The organism is Aliihoeflea sp. PC F10.4 (assembly GCF_054612275.1).
In genome coordinates this window covers 450,399-468,862 of sequence record NZ_JBTSWH010000001.1, presented here as the reverse complement: position 1 = coordinate 468,862, position 18,464 = coordinate 450,399, and the positions used below count along the sequence as shown (strand labels likewise).

Here is an 18,464-nt window from a genome sequence, read left to right as displayed (position 1 = left end):
GAGGGATGGCATGGCTTCCGATGAACTGGTCAGGAATGCGAGCAAGGCAGCCGCTCTGCTTGGCGTCCTGGGCAATGAGAAGCGCTTCGCCATCATGTGCCATCTGCAGGATACCGAATTGTCCGTCGGCGCGATCGCCGAGAAGGTGTCGCTCAGCCAGTCGGCACTCTCGCAGCATCTGGCCAAACTTCGCGCCATGAACCTCGTTCGAACGCGCCGCGACCGGCAGACGATCTACTACCGGACCGACGCTGCATCCGTCGAAATGCTGATCGAGACGATGGAGCGTATATTCGGAAATTCGCCCGTGCGTCGTCACGAGACGGAAGTCCACAACAGGCGCGCCAGCTGACGGACTGGGTCTGTTGACGCTTCCGCCGGCCTCGTGAAATAAGCCGCATGTGACGCCTATCCCGATTTCAGACCCCGAAGATCCGCGCATCGCCGCCTATCGCAACGTGCGCGAACGCGATCTCGTGGGGCGCGAGGGACGCTTCGTGGCCGAGGGTAAGGTCGTCTTGAACGTGCTCTTTTCGGCGCGCAGGTTCGAAGCCGAATCCGTCCTGATCCTCGACAAGCGCCTGAGCGGCATGGCTGAAACGTTGGCCTGTGCCCCGCCGGATTTGCCCGTCTATGTCGCCGATCAGGCGACGATGGACGCAATCGCGGGATTCCACATCCATCGCGGAATCCTCGCGATCGGGCGCAAGCGCGTTGAAGAAGACGTTTCAAGCCTTCTCGCCACCTTGCCGGCCGATGCGCTGGTCGTCGTCCTCGTCGGTATCTCGAACCACGACAATGTCGGCGCGATCTTCCGCAACGCTGCCGCATTCGGTGCAGACGCCGTGCTTCTCGATGCGGCGAGTTGCGATCCGCTGTACCGCAAGGCGATACGCGTTTCGGTCGGCGCGTCGCTGAAGGTGCCCTATGCGGTGCTCGCCAGTGCCGATGCGATCCACATGAGTCTTGATGAAGCCGGTTTCGAGCAACTGGCGATGACACCGCGCGATGCCGACGACATCGCGAATGTCGCGCCGGGCGGACCGCAGGCGATCTATCTCGGCGCGGAGGGACCGGGCCTCCCGGACACGCTGATGGCGCGCATGCGCCGCGTGCGCATCGACATGGAAACCGATTTCGACAGCCTCAACGTGGCCGCGGCCTCAGCCGTCGCCCTTCACAGGCTCCGGCGCGTCCGGTCCCTTTGAGCGCGCGCGTTCCGACACGTCGCGGAGCGCCTGGATACGTTCGGCCAGGCTGATCGGCCCATCCTTGCCGGAGACGGCTTGCGCGGATTCGATCGCTTTGAGGATCGGCGATTGCGGACCTTCGAGAGTCGCCGTCAGATGAACCATCTCGGCGGCAAGTTCCTGCAACTGTTCGCGCAACTGCGCGTCGTTCTCGACGGGAGCCGCGAGCTTCTTTTCCAGGCGGTCGCGCTCGGCGGAAATGCGGTCGGTCGCATCGCCCGCGTCATCCGGACCCGGTGAAGCTTTTCCCTTGAGCCGGGCGATTTCGCTTTCGCGGCGCTCGAGCCTGTCGTCGCGGTCGGAAAGATCGGCGACGAGCTTTTCGATGCGCTTGCCGGCATCGTCCGCCTTGCGCGTTTCGGCTTTCAGGGCATCGCGCAACGCCTTGTTGTCGGCGGTCAGGTCGCGCAGCTTGCGATCGCCCTCGTTGCGCTGGTTGCGCAGGGCGGCAAGGTCGGTCGTCAGCCTGTCGATGTCGGTCTCGCGCTGCGCAACCTCGATCTGGCGGCTGCTCGCAGTGAGACTTGCATCCTCATAAAGCGCGTTGAGGCGGTCGAGCTCGCTTTTGCGGGTAAACGAATCGGCATGTTCGGAAACGAGCCGATCTTCCAACTGCGCCACCTTTTCCTCCCGCTCGGTGACGCTCGCCTTCAACGTCTCGATCTCGGTTTCGAGCGCGGCGATGCGGCCATCGCGACCGGAAAGATCGCCATCCTTCGCGACAAGCCCCTGCCGATGGCGGTCGAGCTCGACGAGTTGCTCCGCGACACGCGCGCGCGCCGCGTTGAGTTCGATTTCGACTTTGCGCTGATTGATCGCAGCTTCCGCACGGATGCGGTCCTTGTCGGCCTGGATCTCGTCGCGCGTCATGGGAAGACGCGCTTCGATGCGGCGCGTCGTCAAACGTTCGGTGCGCCGGCGAAGCGCCGGCGCAATGAGAAGCCCGATGAAGGTGGCCGTCAGAAAGCCGAGGCCGAAGAACAGCAGGGTCTGGATCACAAACGCATTTCCATCAGTGTTCCGGCGATGTGGCCCGCCAGGATCAGAACGGGTTCCATGTCGGCTGCGGCGTCATCTTCAGATAACCGACATTGACGCCAAGCCGCGCCCCGACGCCCGTGCGGACGGGAACGAGCAGGGTATTGCCATTCTTCAGGACGTTGAAGCCGAGACCGGCGACGACATAAGCCGACCCGGCAACACCGCCATAACGCTGATAGAGGCTTGGCACGCTGTCGAGATTGTAGACGAGGATCATCGAGCGCGATCCCTGCCCGCCGGCGTCGAGCCCGAGCGAAGGACCCTGCCAGTAGACGCGGTGGTCACCGACATTCTTGGTATGCAGCGTTCCCTCGCCATAGGTCAGCCCCCCGATGAAGGCGCCGCCGGCTTCTTCACCGAGTATATAACCGTTGGGCAGGCCGTAGCTCTGGAAAATCTGCTCGACGACGGTGGCAAGGCCGCCCGAGGTCGAACCGAAGAACTGGTGTCCAGAATCGACGATCTCCTGCGCGGTATAGGGCTGATTTGCCTTGGCGGGTGCTGCGAACACCATCATGGCGGCGATGCAGGCGATGAGAATGGACAAGCGCTGAAATAGGGCTGCGGGCATGTGCGACTTCATGGCGAACCTCCGGAGCGGACAGACCGGGCCGTGCGGCTTTCTTGAACCACGACGGCGCATTTACGTTTAAGGAACGGTAACCCGGCAGGCTTAATGAAAGGTAAGGCTTTGCCCGATGGCGCGATTCTTGAAGCGCCTTGCGGCCTGTGCCACGACGAATTCACCTGAACGGCGCGCGATTCGCGCCGAAATGCCAAATAAAACGGGGACCCGAGGCATGTCCGAATTTTTTTCGCTGACCGCGACCGATCTGGCCGCACTTTTGTGCAGCCGCGTCTGTCACGACGTCATCTCGCCGGTCGGCGCGATCAATAACGGTCTCGAACTCCTCGACGAGGGAGGCGCTGACGAAGATGCCATGCAACTCATCCGCACAAGCGCGCGCAACGCATCCGCAAGGTTGCAGTTCGCCCGCATCGCCTTCGGCGCGGCTGGCTCGGCCGGCATGCAGATCGATACCGGAGACGCCGAGAGCGTCGCGCAGGCTTTCTTCAAGAACGAGAAGCCGGAACTCGAATGGAAGGGCGACCGCGCGCTTTTGCCGAAAAACGCGGTAAAACTGATCCTCAATCTGCTTCTGGTCGCCAACGGCGCGATTCCGCGCGGCGGCAAGCTGGCCGTGAACCTGGAAAGCCTCGAGGACAAGCCGAAGATCACCATCACCGCCAACGGGCCGATGGTGCGCGTGCCGGCGAAGTTCCTCGAGATGCATTCGGGACGCAAGCCCGAGGACGCGATCGACGCGCATTCCGTGCAACCCTATTACACGCTGCTTCTGGCGCGCGAGGCGGGCATGGAAATCACCATCCACGCCAATGCCGAAGAGATCGTGCTGACCGCAAGCTAGGCGGTCAGTCCCGCGCCATAGCGATATCGGCCATCGGCAACAAAGCGCCGCGCTGGCCGATCACCTGCGCTGCGAGATTATGCCCGCTGAGGACAGCATCGCGCAGATCGCGGCCGGCAAGGCGCGAGACCAGATAGCCGGCGTTGAATGCGTCTCCCGCGCCGGTCGTATCGACCGGCCGGATGCGCTGCACCTCGATCTTCGTCGCGGCGCCCGACGCCGACGCCACCACGATATCGCCGCCGCCATTCTTGACGACGACTTCGCCGGCGCCTGCCTTCTGCCAGCGTTCGGCACAAGCCTCGACCGTTGTATCGCCCCAGACCGTCGCCTCGTCATCGAAGCTTGGAAGCGCGATGGCGGCGGTGGCCATCGCCTTTTGCATCCAGTCGCGCATCGTTTGCGCATCTTCCCAAAGCGCGGGCCGGATGTTGGGATCGAACACGACCATTTGCCCGCGCTCGCGAGCGGTTCGTGCCGTCTCGATAAGGTTTGCACGCCCAGTGGGCGGTAGGATCGCCAGGCTGATCCCCGAATAATAGACGAGGTCGGCCTGCTGCGCGGCATCGCCGAGCATTTCCGCATCGTCGGCAAGACCACGCGCTGCCGACTGCGACCGCCAGTAGGAAAAGCGCCGCTCGCCGTCGGGTGAAAGATCGATCGCGTAAAGCCCGACGCTTCGTTTGTCATCGATGGAGACGAAATCCGTCTCGAACCCGTTCGCGGTCAGAAATTCGAGCATGCGCGCCGAAAAGGAATCGCTGCCGAGACGCGTCAAGAGCGCGGTTCGCCAGCCGTCGCGCGGCAGGCAGGCGCGCGCATACCACAGCGTGTTGAGGACATCGCCGGCAAAGCCCATCCGCCACAAATCGGCGGTCTCGGAGCGGCCGAGTTCCACCATCGGCTCGCCGATCGACAGGAACAGCTTTGCGGTCACGCCCGCGCTTCCCTTGCGATCGCCGCGTGCATGCCCTCACGAAGCATGACGCCGAGCGCATCCTCGATCGCTGCCCGCCATTCGTCGGAGCGCGTCAGTTCATCCGGGATGAAATGCGGCAAGCCGTGAAGCGCCGCCGAAATGCGCGCCGCATCCCTCGACGTTCCCGCAAGGCTCTTCTTGATTTCGTCTTCGCGCGGATCGCGCAGTTCATAGGCATCGCCGTTGTCGGTCATGCCGAGAGCGTAGCGCATCCAGGCCGCAGTTGCGAAGGCGAAAGGGCGAACCGGCTTGCTGGTTCCAAGAGCGGTTTTGGCCGGTACAAAGATGCGCTGCGGCAGCTTTTCGGTGCCGTCCATGGCGATCTGAAATGTCGCATGCGCGATCGCCGGATTGCGAAACCGCGCTTCGAGCGCGTCGGCATAGGCCGACAGGTCGAAGCCGGGGAGTTGCGGCAGGACGGAAGCCGCCGCATGCAAATGTCGGCGCACGAGGACGGCAAGGTCCGCGTCTGCCATCACGTCGCGCACATAGGCGCGTCCGGAAAGGAACCCGGTATATGCGAGCATGGAATGCGACCCGTTGAGCATGGTCAGTTTCATGTGCTCGTAGGGCGCGACATCGCCGACGAAAATCGCGCCGCCGGCCTCCCATGCGGGCCGGCCTTGCGGGAATTCGTCTTCGATCACCCACTGGCTGAACGGCTCGGTTTCGACCGCCGCCAGATCGGTGCAATTCGTCGCCGCCTTTGCATCAGTGAAGGTGGCATCGCCGGCGGCGGGCGTGATGCGATCGACCATGGAGGACGGAAACGCGACTTCTGCGGCGATATGATCGGCAAGCGCGGGATCGATCTCCTGCGCGAAGCCGACGACGCCGGCCTTCAGAAGCTTTCCGTTCTCAGGAAGATTGTCGCAGCAAAGCACCGTGAAGGGCGCGGTCCCAGCTGCGCGCCGCGCGCCGAGTGCGGCCGCCAGCAGCCCGAGCACACCTGATGGCGCGTCGGGTGTTTTCCGGTCGTCCGCGACGGCAGGGTGGCTCCAGTCCGGCCCACCACTTGCGCGATCGATGCCATAGCCCTTTTCGGTGACCGTCAGCGTCACGATCCTGATTGCCGGATCGCACAGCGCCTTCAGCGTTGCGGCGGGGTCGCCGGCGATCACATCGGCGATCGCCGCGATGACCCGCGCTTTCGTCCCTTCCGCGCCACGCTCGATCAGCGTGTAAAGGCCGTTTTGGGGGTTGAGGGCCTCCGCAATAGCTGTGCTGCGCAAGCTGATACCGCGAATGCGCCAGTCGCCGCCCTCTGCGCCAAGCGCCGCATCCGTCATCGCCGCCTGATGCGCCCGATGAAACGCGCCGACGCCGATATGAACGATGCCGACGCCATGCGCCGATGGATCATATTCGGGCAATTGCGCGCTGCCCTTCACATCGCCAATCGCGCTCAAACGCCGGGTCATGGCCGGATGCCTTCGCGTTCATGGCCAAGTGTCGCGATGATGCCGCGCAGTTCCGCCAGCCCCTTCAACCGCCCGATCGCCGGATAGCCCGGCTGCGCCTTGCGCTGGTGGTCGTCGAGAATTTCCTGCCCATGGTCGGGCCGGAAGGGGATCGACGCATCCGCGCGACCCGCCGCGCGGCGCTTCGCTTCCTCACGCATCGCGGCAGCAAGAAGCGCGACCATGTCGGTGCCGCCGCCCAAATGCTCGGCCTCGTAGAAGCTGCCGACGATATCCTCGCTCTGGCGCGCGACATTGCGCAGATGAAGGAAATGGACCCGGTCGCCCAGCCGCTCCATCATGCCGGGCAAATCGTTGTCGGGACGTGCGCCGAGCGAGCCGGAGCAAAGCGTCACGCCGTTTGCGGGTCTGTCCACCGCGTCGAGCACGGTGCGATATTGCGCCTCCGTCGACATGATGCGCGGCAGACCAAGAAGCGCGAATGGCGGATCGTCGGGGTGGCAGCAAAGCCGCATGCCAAGTTCCTCGGCCATCGGGATGACTTCGGCGAGGAAATCCGTCAGATGCGTGCGCAGCCGGTCCTCGTCGATCTCGCGATATCGATCCAGATGCTCCCTGATGTCGGTAAGGGTGAAGCTTTCGGCCGCACCCGGCAGGCCGCAGACGACATTGTCGATGAGCGCGGCGCGGCGCGCATCCGGCATTTCGGCGAAGCGGCGATCCGCATCCTGCCTGACCACGTCCGGGTAGTCTTCCTGCGCGCCGGGACGCTCCAGAAGGTGGATGTCGAACGCCGCGAAATCGATGAGATCGAAGCGCATGCACGTCGCCCCGTTGGGCAAGCGCCATGCGAGATCGGTTCGCGTCCAGTCGAGAACCGGCATGAAATTGTAGCAGATGACTTCGATCCCGGCTGCCTTGAGGTGCCGCAGCGAGGTGCGCCAATTATCGACATGAGTTCGCCAGTCGCCGGTCTGGCGCTTGATATCTTCCGAAACCGGCAGGCTTTCGACGACTTCCCATGCCAGCCCGGAAGGCGATCCGTCCCGCATCACGGCGATCTGCGCCTTGCGCTGCTCAATTTCCTCAGGCGTCCACACGGCGCCGGTCGGCATGTGGTGAAGCGCGGATACGACGCCCTCGACCCCTGCCTGCATCATATCGTCGATCGAAACGCGATCGCTCGGCCCGAACCAGCGCCAGGTCTGCCGCATCATTCCTCCTCCATGGTCGACGGCGGAACGAATGCGTCCACCTTCCATCCGAAATAGCATCCGCTGTCGATGTTGACTAGTATGGTAGTATGGTTCATTGATGAGGCAGGGAGGAAATTTGCTTGAGCGCAGTGTCGATGACAGTCCGCAAGGACGACGAAGACCGCAGCGGACCGGTGGGGCAGCGGCTCTACCGCGTATTGCGCGGACGCATCGTGCGCGGCGATTTGCTCCCCAACACACGCCTTTCTGAAGTGGACGTTGCGGCCCAGTACGACGTCAGCCGGCAACCGGTCCGCGAAGCCTTCATCAAACTTTCCGAAGAGCGGCTCGTCGAGATCAGGCCGCAACGCGGCACCTATGTCAGCCGCATTCATGTTTCCGCCGTCATGTCGGCGCGGTTCGTTCGCGAAGCCGTCGAGGTCGACATCGCGCGGCTGCTTTGCCCGGCACCTGACACGCGCTTCATCGCCATGCTGCGCGAACACCTCGAGATACAACGCAAAGCGGTCGAGCAAACGGACGCAGGCGCGTTCCTGCAACTCGACGAGGCGTTCCATCGCATGCTGGCCACGCAGGCCGAGCAGACAGCGAGCTGGGATATACTGCAGCCCCTGAAGACGCAGATGGACCGCGTGCGCCACTTAAGCGCGCGCCAGTTCCCGTTGCGCCAGCTTCTTGCGCAGCATGTCACGATCGTCGACGCGATCGAAGGCCGAAACGCGCAAGCCGCCGACAATGCGATGCGCCTTCATCTGAGACAGATCCTGGACGACATGCCTGCGGTCATCGCTTCGGCTCCCGAATATTTCGACGACCTCGTCGGCCAAAATCTCAAGCTGCCGGAGTTGGACGCATGAGCGTCGTTCACCTCTCCCCCGCGTATTTCGCCACGGATTTCATGCCGCGCTGGTATAGGCTGGCGCGCGACGAACGGCATGGCGGCGTTTACGAGCGGCTCGGGCCTGACGGCAAGCCGGTGGATGCGAACGAACCGAAGACGACACTGGCGCAGGCCCGCGTGGCCTTCACGCTGGCGCATCTTTATCTGGTGACGAACGACACACGCCTGCTCGATGCGGCCCGCGAAGTCTATTCCTTTCTCGATACGCATCTGCGCGACGCGGATGGAGGCTATCGCTTCGCCGTGAATGCGAACGGCACATCCCGCGACGAACCCACGGCGCGGCTTCGCCGAACCTACGATCAATCCTTCGCGCTTCTGGCGCTGGTCACGTTGCGAAAAGCTGCGCCGGATATCGTACCCCAGTCGCGCGTCGACGCCTGCTGGTCCTTCATCGAGAGCCGGCTGACGGATCCGCGCGACGGCTCGCTTTTCGAAGGCGACGCCATGGCTGCGCGCGGCGTGCAGCCTGGCGACCTGCGCGGGCAAAACCCGAACATGCATATGTTCGAAGCCCTGCTTCAGACCTTCGAGATGAGCGAAGACACGGTATGGCTCGATCGCGCGGACGCGCTCTTCGCCATCGCACGCGACAAATTGATCGATCCTGCGACGGGCGCGGTCCGCGAATTCGTTGCTGGCGACCTCGGCCCGGCGGAAAGTTCGGACGGATCGCGCCGCGAACCCGGACACCAGTTCGAGTGGGCATGGCTCCTGCATCGCTACGCGGATTTTCACCGGATCGAAGAGCCGCGCCAATTGGCCGCCAATATGATCGACTTCGTCGAACGTTTCGGGGTCCGCAAAGAGGGTACGCAAGCTGGTGCGCCCTTCGACGCGGTCGACGAAAATGGCGTGGTCGTCGAGGACACGCATCTTTTGTGGCCGCTGACCGAAGCCGGCAAGTTCCATGCCGCGCTTGCCATCTCGCAGCCTCATACCGGCCACGCCGCCCGCGCGAACCGCATCGCCGACCTCATTTTCACCCGGTATTTCCAGCCCGCATCCGGCCTGCCCCTGTGGGTGAACCGGCTGGACTCGGGCGGGCAGGTCCTGTGGCCGGAGGCACTGAGCCGGCTCGTCTACCACGTTGCACTGTTCGTCACCGAGGGACATCGCGCCGGACTTTGGCAATGCGGCGCCGCACGCCATACCGCACATTCGGATTTCATCACGGCTTAAGGAGGAGACTTTAAATGACCGCACATACCAGACTGCTCACGCTTGCCGGCGCGCTGGCGCTGACGACCACCGCCGCAACGGCGCAATATTCGCTCAACCTTTCGACATCGCAGCCGACGACCGATCCGCTGGTCATCGCCATGCAGCAGGCCGAAGAGCGCATCGAGGAGCGCACGGAAGGCCAGGTCGAAGTGACGATCTATCCAAGCTCGCAGCTTGGCGAGGACAATGACGTTCTCGAGCAAATCCGCAACGGCGCGCCGATTGCCGCGCTCGTCGATGCAGGACGCCTCGCGCCGCTTCATGCAGAGCTCGGCATCCTGTCTGCACCCTATCTTGTCGACGACTACAGCGAATACGCAGCCATCACCGACTCACCGGTCTACGGGGAATGGGTACAGGAACTCGCCGACAGTTCCGGCATTCGCCTCCTGAACTATAACTGGTTCCAGGGCACGCGGCAGATGATCACCAACAAGGAGATCAATGCCCCGGCCGATTTGAGCGGCATCCGCGTGCGCACGATCGATGCGCCAAGCTGGGTCGCGACCGTATCGGCCATGGGCGGAACGCCCGCGCCGATGGCATGGTCCGAGGTCTATTCGGCACTGCAGCTTGGAGCGATCGACGGTGCGGAAGCCCAGCTCACCGGCGCATTCGGCATCCGTCTGCACGAGGTTGCCAAGAACATCGCCTTTACCAACCATATCCAGCTTTTCACCGGCCTCGCGACCTCGGAAACCTGGTGGCAGTCGCTGCCGGAAGATCTGCGCGCAATCGTCGATGAGGAACTGAAGGCGGCCGGTGACGAAGCGACGCGCATGACCGTCGAGCGTCTGGCGGAAGTGCAGACGGAAATGGAAGCGGCGGGCGTGACCTTCAACGAGGTCGATCTCGCCCCGTTCCGCGAAGCGACGTTGAAGGTCTACGAAGAGGTCGGGCTGGTCGAGGCCCGCGAGGCGCTTCAGCCCTACCTGCCTTCGGGCAACTGAAGCCAAACGCACAGCCCGATGCGGATCGGGCCGGGCCGCCGCCATGGCGGCCCGTCTGCGATGAAGATCGAGACATATCCGCCATTTGCCACAACAGGTTGAACCGATGGCACTTTTCTGGAAACTTTACGACCGGCTCGAATTCGTTCTCGCGCTCGTCGCCGTCCTGGCGATGGTGATCGCGGTTCTTATCGCGGCAGTCGGCCGAACCGTAGGAATGCCCGTAGCCTCGGCTCCCCAGTTCGCCATGCTCTTTCTGATCTGGTCCTGCATGCTGGGTGCCGATCTGACGATGAAGGCGGGTGATCATATCCGCGTCACCGCCCTGCCCGACATCTGCGGGCCGACGATGCGCCGCGCGCTGGCTGCTTTGAGCGTGCTGCTTATCCTGCCGTTCCTCGGCTTCATCATCTGGCATGGTTTCTGGCTTTCGGCCGGAAACTGGCAGCGACCGCTCGCAACCTCCGGTCTCAGCTACGGGCTGGTGACGCTCGCTCTGCCGGTCGGCGGCATCCTGCTCGCGATCACGATCCTGCGCCGTTTGTGGACGCATGGCCTCCTCAACATCTTTGAATCCGACGAGAACGCGACGGAGACCGTCATATGATTTCGGGACTGATCCTGGCGGCTGCGCTCGGCCTGATCATTCTTGGCATGCCGGTCGCATTCGCGATCGGCATCGCCGGAACGAGCTATTTCCTGCTGCCGTCCGTATTCCTGCCGGAAAGCACCGCCGTGCAGCGCATCGTCGCCGCCAGCCAGTCCTTTCCGCTGCTCGCGGTTCCGCTGTTCATCATTCTCGGCAACCTGATGAACAGCAGCGGTATCACGCCGAGGCTGATCGGACTTGCGACCACGCTGGCGGGCTGGCTCCGCGGTGGCCTCGCGCAGTCGACGGTGGTTCTCAGCCTGCTCATGGGCGGCATCTCGGGATCGGCCGTCGCCGACGCGGCCATGCAGGCGCGAATTCTCGGCAAGCCGATGATCGCGCAGGGCTACAGCCGGGGCTTTACCGCTGCCGTCCTTTCGGTCGGCGGCCTGATCGTCGCAACGCTGCCGCCGAGCCTCGGATTGATCCTCTATGGCTATCTGGGCGAGGTTTCGATCGGCCGGCTCTTCATCGCCGGGATCGCACCTGGCGTCCTCCTGACCGTCCTGTTGATGTTCGTAACGTGGGTCATGGCGGTGCGGCGTGGCTATGAGCCGATCAACGATCGGCTGCCGACCGGAGGCGAGGTCTGGCGCGAATTCAAGGCCGGCTTCTGGGCGGTCATGTTCCCCGTCTGGCTGCTCGTGGGCATCCGGTTCGGCTTCTTCACACCATCGGAAGCCGGTGGCTTCGCCATCGTCTACGCGCTATTCGTGGGCTTCGTCATCTATCGGACGATGACGCTCGGCGTTCTTTTCGACGCCCTGCAAAAGAGCATTCGCGATATCGGCATGATCATGTTGATCATCCTGCTTTCCGGGACATTCGGCTATGTCCTCACCTTCGAGCGCATGCCCCAATCCATCGCGCAGGTCGCCCTGACGACGATGAGCGACCCGACCGTGCTGCTGTTCACGATCGCCGGCTTCCTGCTCGTCATCGGCATGTTCGTGGAGGCAACGGTTCTCGTCATGCTTTTGACGCCGATCCTCGTTCCGGTCATCACCGCCGCCGGTGTCGATCCGGTTCATTTCGGCCTGATCATGATGACCCTCCTGACCTTTGGCGGCATGACGCCGCCCGTCGGCGTGTCGATGTTCACCGTCTGCGGCATCCTGAAAAGCTCCTACAAGAGCTATTCGATCGAGATCATCCCCTTCGCGCTGGCCGTGCTCGCACTGGTCTCGCTGATGATCCTCTTCCCGCAGATCGTGCTTTACCTTCCAAACAGGCTGATGTGATGCCGCTTCATCCCGACCGTCTCTTTCCTGCCGACCCGGCTGCCCGCAAGATCGCGCGCGACCTTTTCAAAGAGGTCGAGAACCTGCCGATCGTCTCGCCGCACGGACATACCGAACCGCGCTGGTGGGCGACCAACGAAGCGTTTTCAGACCCGGCGACGCTGTTCGTCACGCCCGATCACTACGTCACGCGCATGCTGGTCAGCCAGGGCATTTCCTTCGAGGATATCGGCATCGGCGACGATGCGCAGACCGATCCACGCGCCATCTGGAAAATGTTCGCCTCGAACTTCCATCTGTTTCAGGGCACGCCGTCACGGCTTTGGATCGAGCATTCGCTTGAAACCCTGTTCGGCATCACCGAAAGGCTATCCGCCTCGACCGCCGATGCCGCGTATGACAGAATTGAAGCCTGCCTGCCGAAGGACGAGTTCAGGCCGCACGGCCTTTACGAGCGTTTCAACATTTCCGTCATCGCGACCACTGACGGTGCGCTCGACGATCTTTCCTGGCACCGCAAGCTTGGCGCGCTGGACTGGACGGGGCGCGTCGTCCCGACCTATCGCCCCGATGTCGTGACCGATCCAGACGTTCCCGGCTTTACCGGAAATCTGGAAGAGTTCGGATCGGTATCCGGCATCAGCACTGCGACGTGGCGCGGCTATCTCGACGCACACCGCGCGCGGCGGGCAATTTTTCGCGAATTGGGCGCGACGGCGACCGATCACGGCCATGCGACACCGCAAACGGCCGACCTTCCCGAAAGCGAGGCCGCAAGCCTTTACGAACGCGCGCGCAGCGGCAAGCTCCATGAAGGCGAAGCCGAACTCTTTCGCGCGCAGATGCTGACGGAAATGGCGCGTATGTCGGCCGAGGACGGGCTTGTGATGCAACTGCATTCAGGCTCGCACCGCAATCACTCGCGCGACGTCTTTTCCGGATATGGACGCGACCGCGGGTTCGATATTCCAGTGCCCGTATCGTTCACGAAGGCTCTGAAGCCGCTGCTCGATGCAGTCGGTCTTCACCCGAATTTCCGGTTGGTCCTGTTTACGCTCGACGAAGCGACCTATGCGCGCGAACTGGCCCCGCTCGCAGGTGCGTGGCCCTGCCTGCTTCTCGGCCCGCCTTGGTGGTTCCACGACAGCTTCGAAGGCATCTCGCGTTATCGCCGGTCGGTCACGGAAACGGCCGGCTTCTACAATACCGCTGGCTTCAACGACGACACGCGTGCAGTAACGTCGATAAAGGCACGGCACGACGTCGCGCGCCGAACCGATTGCGCATATCTCGCCGACCTCGTGACCACCCACCGCCTCGACGAGCATGAAGCGCTCGATCTGGCAACGAGCCTTGCAGGCGATCTGGCGGCAAAAGCCTATAGACTGGCGTAAACCAGGTAGCTAGGCGACCTGACGGCTCGGACTTATCTCCGCCGTGGTCGGGACGGGTCCGGGCCGGCCGAGCAGGAAGCCTTGCGCCTCGTCGCACCCCTCCTGCCGGAGCAGCTCGAGCTGGCGCGGCGTTTCCACGCCTTCGGCCAGAACCGAAATGTCGAGGCTGCGGCTGAGCGCCAGCACCGCACGGATGATGGCGCGCGACTGCATGGAATCTTCAAGTTCGCTCATGAAGGAACGATCGAGCTTGATCCGGTCGAACGGGAACGAGCGCAGCGTGTCGAGCGACGAATAACCCGTGCCGAAATCGTCGATCGCGATGGTGACGCCGAGTGCGCGGATGCGGCGAAGCGTATCGAGCGAACGCTTTTTGTCCTGAATGATGCAGGATTCGGTCAGTTCGAGTTCGAGACGTTCGGGCGCAAGGCCGGTCTCGGCCAAGATGCCGGCGACCAGATCGGAAATATCCGCGTGCGCCAGTTGCAGGGCCGAAAGATTGACCGCGATCCGGTCCGGACGCTCCCAAGCGGCGGCAGCCTTGCACGCCGTGCGCAACACCCATTCGCCGATAGGTATGATAAGGCCCGTTTCCTCTGCGACCGGGATGAACGTCGAAGGCGGAACGGAACCGCGCAGAGGATGCGTCCAGCGCAGGAGGATTTCGTAGCCGATGACGTTTTGCGGCGCCGCCACCTGCATCTGAACCTGATAGTGGATTTCGAATTCGTCGTTTTCGAGCGCATGGCGCAAATCCGCCGCCAGTTCACGGCGCGCGCGCGCCTGCTCGTCCATGCCGGTCTCGTAGTAGCAGATCGCACGCGTATGGTCGGCCTTCGCGCGATACATGGCAAGGTCGGCATTGGCGGTCAGGCGGTCGACAGTCTCACCGTCGCTCGGCCAGGTCGCGATGCCGATGCTGGCGCCCGGCGACGTGGAAAACTCGCCGATCCGAACCTCCGAGAACAGCACCGCTTCGATGCGGCGCACGAATTCCTCTAGTTCGTGATCGTATCGATACCGCTTCGTCGCCGCGAACTCGTCGCCACCCATACGGGCAACGAACTCGCTGCCGCGCAGCGCATCGGTCAATCGCTGGCCGATGATACGCAGCACCGTGTCGCCCGCGCCATGTCCCTGCGTGTCGTTGATTTCCTTGAACCTGTCGAGGTCGATGCCGAGAACCGCACATTTTTCGCCGGTCGAGGCGGCAAGCGACAGTTCGCGTTCGGTGTGATCGGTGTAGCTCACCCGGTTCGGCAGATTGGTCAGCGCGTCATAGAGAGCCATGCGGCGCAAGGCGTCGACATTTTCCTCCGCCATGTCGGCATCGACGATCCGGCTTAAAAGCCCCGTACCCACGATCAAAAGCCCGACGCCCGCGACGGCGATGGCCATGACGATGGTTGCCGGCGAGCCGGAAACCGGCGCACCCGTAACGAAAGGCTCGACCGAAACGGCGGTCATGGCGGTAAAATGCAGTCCGACCACCGATGCCACGAGCGCGGTGAGCGCGATCGCGCGGTTTTTAACGTAGCTCAGCGCGACGGCAGAGCCGGCAATTGCGATGACGACCGATGCCGCGACATAGCCGGCATTCCAGTTGACGAAACCGTCCACCCGGTAGGCGATCATACCGGTGAAGTGCATGGCGGAAATGGAGGTACCGAGCACTGCGCCGCCAACGATGGCGTGGCCGATCTGGGTGAGCCGGAATGCAAGCCCCGCTCCCAGAACGATGACGATCAGGGACAGCATGGTCAAAATAGGGTCGTAGGTGACCGGCGCGTTCACTTCATAGGCGAGCATCGCAATGAAATGCGTGCACCACACCGAAGCTCCCGCGGCGATCGATGCAAGAAACGTCCAGCCGATCCTTTGTCGAACGCGTTCGGTCAACGATCGCGCATAAAGATCGAGCGTCACAAAGCTGCCGGTCATGCACACAAGCGCGGCAAGACCGACAAGCCATAGATTGTGGAGCTGCGTGATGCACGCCACGACAGTCATCATGAAAAATACCACCCGCCACGACTGGTCTTTCGACCTGAGAAAGAAAATTCTCACACAACATCGCTGAAGAATTCGCTAATCGGGAGGTATGCGCGGTGGTGGTGCGCCTTTATCCTTCCGCCTGCACGGACTCGCAGGCCGGCGATATCCGCGATTTTCGAACCTCAAGGCGTCGGCTCTGCATACTGTCCTTTCGCATCCGCCGAACTCGCGGTAGTCATTCGACTGGCAACGACAGTCTTCGGGATGGGTTTTCATGGCGACCAGCAGCTTGCGCCTCGACGATGCGGCACGTGCCGGCTGGCTCTATTACGTAGCCGGCAACACGCAGGACGACATCGCCCGCAAGCTCGGCGTCTCGCGTCAAACAGCCCAGCGTCTCGTCTCGCAGGCCGTGCGCGAGGGTCTGGTCAAGGTGCGCATCGACCATCCGATCGCAGCCTGCCTCGACCTTGCAGCGCGGCTGCGCGAGCGCTTCGGGCTGAAACTCGCCGAAGTCGTGCCGAGCGATCCGGATTCGCCTTCCACCACCGTGGGCGTCGCCGAGGCCACCGCCGCAGAACTCGAACGTCGCCTTTCGGCGGACGATCCGATCACGATTGCGATCGGCACCGGACGTACTCTAAAGGCGGCGATCGAGAAGCTGCCGACGATGGACTGCCCCCAGCACAAGGTCGTCTCGCTGACCGGCAACATCGCGCCTGACGGTTCGGCCGCCTTCTACAACGTCATCTTCACCATGGCCGACAAGGTGAAGTGCCGGTCGTTTCCTATGCCCCTGCCCGTCATCGCCTCGTCTGCGGCCGAGCGCGACCTGCTCCACAAGCAGCCGATGATCGAGGCGACGCTCAAACTCTCGGCTGAAGCCGACGTGACCTTTCTGGGCATCGGCGATCTTGGTGGACAAGCACCGCTTGCCGTGGACGGATTCCTCTCGCCTGCCGAACTGGGTGAACTCAACGACGCCGGTGCGGTCGGCGAGATCGTCGGATGGGTGTTCGACCGGCAGGGTCGCCTTTTGCCCGGCCTGACCAATGACCGGGTCGCGAGCGCGCCGATCCCGTCACGGGACACCGGTCTCGTCATCGGCATCGGAAAGGGACCGGCAAAGACGCCGGGCATCGCGGGAGCACTCAAAGGCGGCCTCATCAACGGGCTGATCACCGACGAGGCAACGGCCTCGGCGCTCCTGTCCTGACATCGCAACGTCCACAGGCCAAGTATTCGATACCGCAATGCAGCAACGATTGCGCATTGACTTTTTGCTGCACTGCGTGAGTAATTGCCCAAAGCAATGGCAATTGCTCAAAATTTTACGCAATTTCTCATTCGGGAGGAACTGATGAGATACCGATTTTCCTACCTCGCGGGTTGCGCCGCGCTCGCAGTCGCGACGGCCGGAAGCGCCGGTGCGCAGGAAACCCTGACCATCGCGACGGTCAACAATGGCGACATGATCCGCATGCAGGGGCTGACCGAGGACTTCACCTCGCAGCATCCCGACATTCAGCTCAACTGGGTCACGCTGGAAGAAAACGTGCTGCGCCAACGCGTGACGACGGATATCGCCACGGGTGGCGGCCAGTTCGACGTCATGACCATCGGCACCTACGAGGTTCCGATCTGGGCCGAGAACGAATGGCTCCTGCCGCTCGACAATCTGGGCGACGATTATGATGTGGACGACCTGATCCCTGCGATCCGTGGCGCGCTTTCCAGCGACGACACGCTCTACGCCGCGCCCTTCTATGCCGAAAGCGCGATGACGCTTTACCGCACGGACCTTTTCGAAGCCGCAGGCATCGAGATGCCCGCAGCCCCGACATGGGACTTCATCGCCGATGCGGCGCGCCAGATTTCGGAAGCCAACGACAACGTCTATGGCATCTGCCTGCGCGGCAAGCCGGGCTGGGGCGAAAACATGGCGTTCCTCGGCGCGATGGCCCGCTCCTACGGCGCCAACTATTTCAACGCCGAATGGCAGCCGCAGTTCGAAGGCGAAGGCTGGACGACAGCCGTGACGCAGTATGTCGACATGATGACCAATTACGGTCCTCCCGGCGCGGCCTCGAACGGCTTCAACGAAAACCTGACGCTGTTCAATCAGGGCCGCTGCGCCATGTGGATGGACGCGACCGTCGCGGCTTCCTTCGTGACCAACCCCGAAGAGAGCCAGGTCGCCGACAATGTCGGCTTCGCGCCATTCCCCTGCGGCATCGAGAACTGCCCGAACAACGGCGCGAACTGGCTGTGGGCGTGGTCGCTCGCGATCCCGGCTTCCTCGCAAAAGGCCGAGGCCGCCGAGACCTTCATTTCATGGGCGACGTCGAAAGCCTATCTGGAACTCGTCGCCGAAAACGAAGGCTGGTCGAACGTGCCGCCCGGCACCCGCACCTCGCTTTACGAGAACCAGGAGTACCTGTCGGAAGCGCCCTTCGCCGAGCAGACGCTTCAGGCGATCGAAAACGCCGACACGTCCGCCGGTGACGACAAGCCCTATGTCGGCCTGCAATACGCCGCCATTCCCGAGTTCCAGGGTCTCGGCACGGCCGTCGGTCAGCAGATGGCAGCCGCCGTCTCCGGCTCGATGGGCGTCGATCAGGCGCTTGCCGCCGCACAGCAGACCGCCGTGCGCGAAATGACGCGGGCCGGCTACATCCAGTAGCGTTTTCCCCGCGCGCGCCCCGTCCGGTATATCCTCCACTGGGCGGGGCAGCCACTTATCCAGACGCACGATCCTGATCCAGATCCGAA

At 63.0% G+C, this 18,464-nt stretch carries 17 protein-coding genes; 11 read left to right on the top strand and 6 right to left on the bottom strand.

Annotated elements, in window-relative coordinates:
• The first annotated feature begins 10 nt into the window (after positions 1-10).
• Both ACX82Z_RS02215 and ACX82Z_RS02210 read left to right on the top strand, forming a co-directional pair.
• On the top strand, positions 11-352 hold the full coding sequence (locus ACX82Z_RS02215) for an ArsR/SmtB family transcription factor (RefSeq protein WP_459586519.1): 342 nt from the start codon (positions 11-13) through the stop codon (positions 350-352).
• A 49-nt stretch (positions 353-401) separates the two neighbouring features.
• Positions 402-1,208, top strand: a complete 807-nt coding sequence (locus ACX82Z_RS02210; protein WP_459586518.1) for a TrmH family RNA methyltransferase — start codon at positions 402-404, stop codon at positions 1,206-1,208.
• Here the strand turns inward: ACX82Z_RS02210 and ACX82Z_RS02205 are convergent.
• Both ACX82Z_RS02205 and ACX82Z_RS02200 read right to left on the bottom strand, forming a co-directional pair.
• Positions 1,164-2,249, bottom strand: coding sequence for a hypothetical protein (locus tag ACX82Z_RS02205; protein WP_459586517.1), 1,086 nt, complete (start codon positions 2,247-2,249; stop codon positions 1,164-1,166). The genes ACX82Z_RS02210 and ACX82Z_RS02205 overlap by 45 nt on opposite strands.
• A 43-nt stretch (positions 2,250-2,292) precedes the next feature.
• A complete protein-coding gene (locus tag ACX82Z_RS02200) occupies positions 2,293-2,808 on the bottom strand; it encodes a DUF1134 domain-containing protein (protein WP_459911581.1) in 516 nt (171 codons plus the stop codon).
• A gap of 283 nt (positions 2,809-3,091) precedes the next feature.
• Between ACX82Z_RS02200 and chpT the strand changes: the two genes are divergently transcribed.
• Complete coding sequence (gene chpT / locus ACX82Z_RS02195) at positions 3,092-3,721, top strand: histidine phosphotransferase ChpT (protein WP_459586516.1); 630 nt, start codon at positions 3,092-3,094, stop codon at positions 3,719-3,721.
• A 4-nt stretch (positions 3,722-3,725) separates the two neighbouring features.
• On the opposite strand, the gene ACX82Z_RS02190 is transcribed toward chpT, so the two are convergent.
• From ACX82Z_RS02190 to uxuA, 3 genes are read right to left on the bottom strand one after another with little or no spacing between them, the layout of a single operon-like run.
• Positions 3,726-4,658: a sugar kinase gene (locus ACX82Z_RS02190; RefSeq protein WP_459586515.1), complete on the bottom strand. Its 933-nt coding sequence runs from the start codon at positions 4,656-4,658 to the stop codon at positions 3,726-3,728.
• Complete coding sequence (locus ACX82Z_RS02185) at positions 4,655-6,121, bottom strand: mannitol dehydrogenase family protein (RefSeq protein WP_459586514.1); 1,467 nt, start codon at positions 6,119-6,121, stop codon at positions 4,655-4,657. The genes ACX82Z_RS02190 and ACX82Z_RS02185 overlap by 4 nt, the downstream gene beginning before the upstream one ends.
• Positions 6,118-7,335, bottom strand: coding sequence for a mannonate dehydratase (gene uxuA, locus ACX82Z_RS02180; RefSeq protein ID WP_459591218.1), 1,218 nt, complete (start codon positions 7,333-7,335; stop codon positions 6,118-6,120). The genes ACX82Z_RS02185 and uxuA overlap by 4 nt, the downstream gene beginning before the upstream one ends.
• Positions 7,336-7,466: 131 nt before the next feature.
• Between uxuA and ACX82Z_RS02175 the strand changes: the two genes are divergently transcribed.
• The 6 genes from ACX82Z_RS02175 (at position 7,467) to uxaC (ending at position 13,697) form a co-directional block, all read left to right on the top strand.
• Positions 7,467-8,195: a GntR family transcriptional regulator gene (locus tag ACX82Z_RS02175; protein WP_459591217.1), complete on the top strand. Its 729-nt coding sequence runs from the start codon at positions 7,467-7,469 to the stop codon at positions 8,193-8,195.
• Positions 8,192-9,421, top strand: coding sequence for an AGE family epimerase/isomerase (locus ACX82Z_RS02170; RefSeq protein WP_459586513.1), 1,230 nt, complete (start codon positions 8,192-8,194; stop codon positions 9,419-9,421). The genes ACX82Z_RS02175 and ACX82Z_RS02170 overlap by 4 nt, the downstream gene beginning before the upstream one ends.
• Before the next feature lie 14 nt (positions 9,422-9,435).
• Positions 9,436-10,413 carry a C4-dicarboxylate TRAP transporter substrate-binding protein gene (locus ACX82Z_RS02165; protein WP_459586512.1) on the top strand — a complete coding sequence of 326 codons (978 nt, stop codon included), beginning with the start codon at positions 9,436-9,438 and terminating at the stop codon, positions 10,411-10,413.
• Positions 10,414-10,519: 106 nt separating this feature from the next.
• Entirely contained in the window at positions 10,520-11,020 is a 501-nt protein-coding gene (locus tag ACX82Z_RS02160; protein WP_459586511.1) for a TRAP transporter small permease, read from the top strand.
• On the top strand, positions 11,017-12,303 hold the full coding sequence (locus ACX82Z_RS02155; RefSeq protein WP_459586510.1) for a TRAP transporter large permease: 1,287 nt from the start codon (positions 11,017-11,019) through the stop codon (positions 12,301-12,303). Before ACX82Z_RS02160 ends, ACX82Z_RS02155 begins: the two co-directional genes overlap by 4 nt.
• Positions 12,303-13,697 (top strand): glucuronate isomerase, encoded by a 1,395-nt coding sequence (gene uxaC, locus ACX82Z_RS02150; RefSeq protein WP_459586509.1) that lies wholly within the window; start codon positions 12,303-12,305, stop codon positions 13,695-13,697. Before ACX82Z_RS02155 ends, uxaC begins: the two co-directional genes overlap by 1 nt.
• Positions 13,698-13,706: 9 nt before the next feature.
• Here uxaC and ACX82Z_RS02145 read toward each other — a convergent pair whose 3' ends face one another.
• A complete protein-coding gene (locus ACX82Z_RS02145; RefSeq protein ID WP_459586508.1) occupies positions 13,707-15,710 on the bottom strand; it encodes a putative bifunctional diguanylate cyclase/phosphodiesterase in 2,004 nt (667 codons plus the stop codon).
• 256 nt (positions 15,711-15,966) lie between these two features.
• Between ACX82Z_RS02145 and ACX82Z_RS02140 the strand changes: the two genes are divergently transcribed.
• Together ACX82Z_RS02140 and ACX82Z_RS02135 are read left to right on the top strand one after the other, a co-directional pair.
• Positions 15,967-16,908 carry a sugar-binding transcriptional regulator gene (locus ACX82Z_RS02140; protein ID WP_459586507.1) on the top strand — a complete coding sequence of 314 codons (942 nt, stop codon included), beginning with the start codon at positions 15,967-15,969 and terminating at the stop codon, positions 16,906-16,908.
• Between the two features lie 144 nt (positions 16,909-17,052).
• Complete coding sequence (locus ACX82Z_RS02135) at positions 17,053-18,375, top strand: ABC transporter substrate-binding protein (RefSeq protein ID WP_459586506.1); 1,323 nt, start codon at positions 17,053-17,055, stop codon at positions 18,373-18,375.
• Positions 18,376-18,464: the final 89 nt, after the last annotated feature.

Bases quoted from the DNA above. Each gene is read 5' to 3' on its own strand.
- ACX82Z_RS02215 (WP_459586519.1), top strand. From the start codon at position 11: ATGGCTTCCGATGAACTGGTCAGGAATGCGAGCAAGGCAGCCGCTCTG.
- ACX82Z_RS02200 (WP_459911581.1), bottom strand. From the start codon at position 2,808: ATGATGGTGTTCGCAGCACCCGCCAAGGCAAATCAGCCCTATACCGCG.
- chpT (WP_459586516.1), top strand. From the start codon at position 3,092: ATGTCCGAATTTTTTTCGCTGACCGCGACCGATCTGGCCGCACTTTTG.
- ACX82Z_RS02185 (WP_459586514.1), bottom strand. From the start codon at position 6,121: ATGACCCGGCGTTTGAGCGCGATTGGCGATGTGAAGGGCAGCGCGCAA.
- uxuA (WP_459591218.1), bottom strand. From the start codon at position 7,335: ATGCGGCAGACCTGGCGCTGGTTCGGGCCGAGCGATCGCGTTTCGATC.
- ACX82Z_RS02170 (WP_459586513.1), top strand. From the start codon at position 8,192: ATGAGCGTCGTTCACCTCTCCCCCGCGTATTTCGCCACGGATTTCATG.
- ACX82Z_RS02165 (WP_459586512.1), top strand. From the start codon at position 9,436: ATGACCGCACATACCAGACTGCTCACGCTTGCCGGCGCGCTGGCGCTG.
- ACX82Z_RS02160 (WP_459586511.1), top strand. From the start codon at position 10,520: ATGGCACTTTTCTGGAAACTTTACGACCGGCTCGAATTCGTTCTCGCG.
- ACX82Z_RS02155 (WP_459586510.1), top strand. From the start codon at position 11,017: ATGATTTCGGGACTGATCCTGGCGGCTGCGCTCGGCCTGATCATTCTT.
- uxaC (WP_459586509.1), top strand. From the start codon at position 12,303: ATGCCGCTTCATCCCGACCGTCTCTTTCCTGCCGACCCGGCTGCCCGC.
- ACX82Z_RS02145 (WP_459586508.1), bottom strand. From the start codon at position 15,710: ATGATGACTGTCGTGGCGTGCATCACGCAGCTCCACAATCTATGGCTT.
- ACX82Z_RS02140 (WP_459586507.1), top strand. From the start codon at position 15,967: ATGGCGACCAGCAGCTTGCGCCTCGACGATGCGGCACGTGCCGGCTGG.
- ACX82Z_RS02135 (WP_459586506.1), top strand. From the start codon at position 17,053: ATGAGATACCGATTTTCCTACCTCGCGGGTTGCGCCGCGCTCGCAGTC.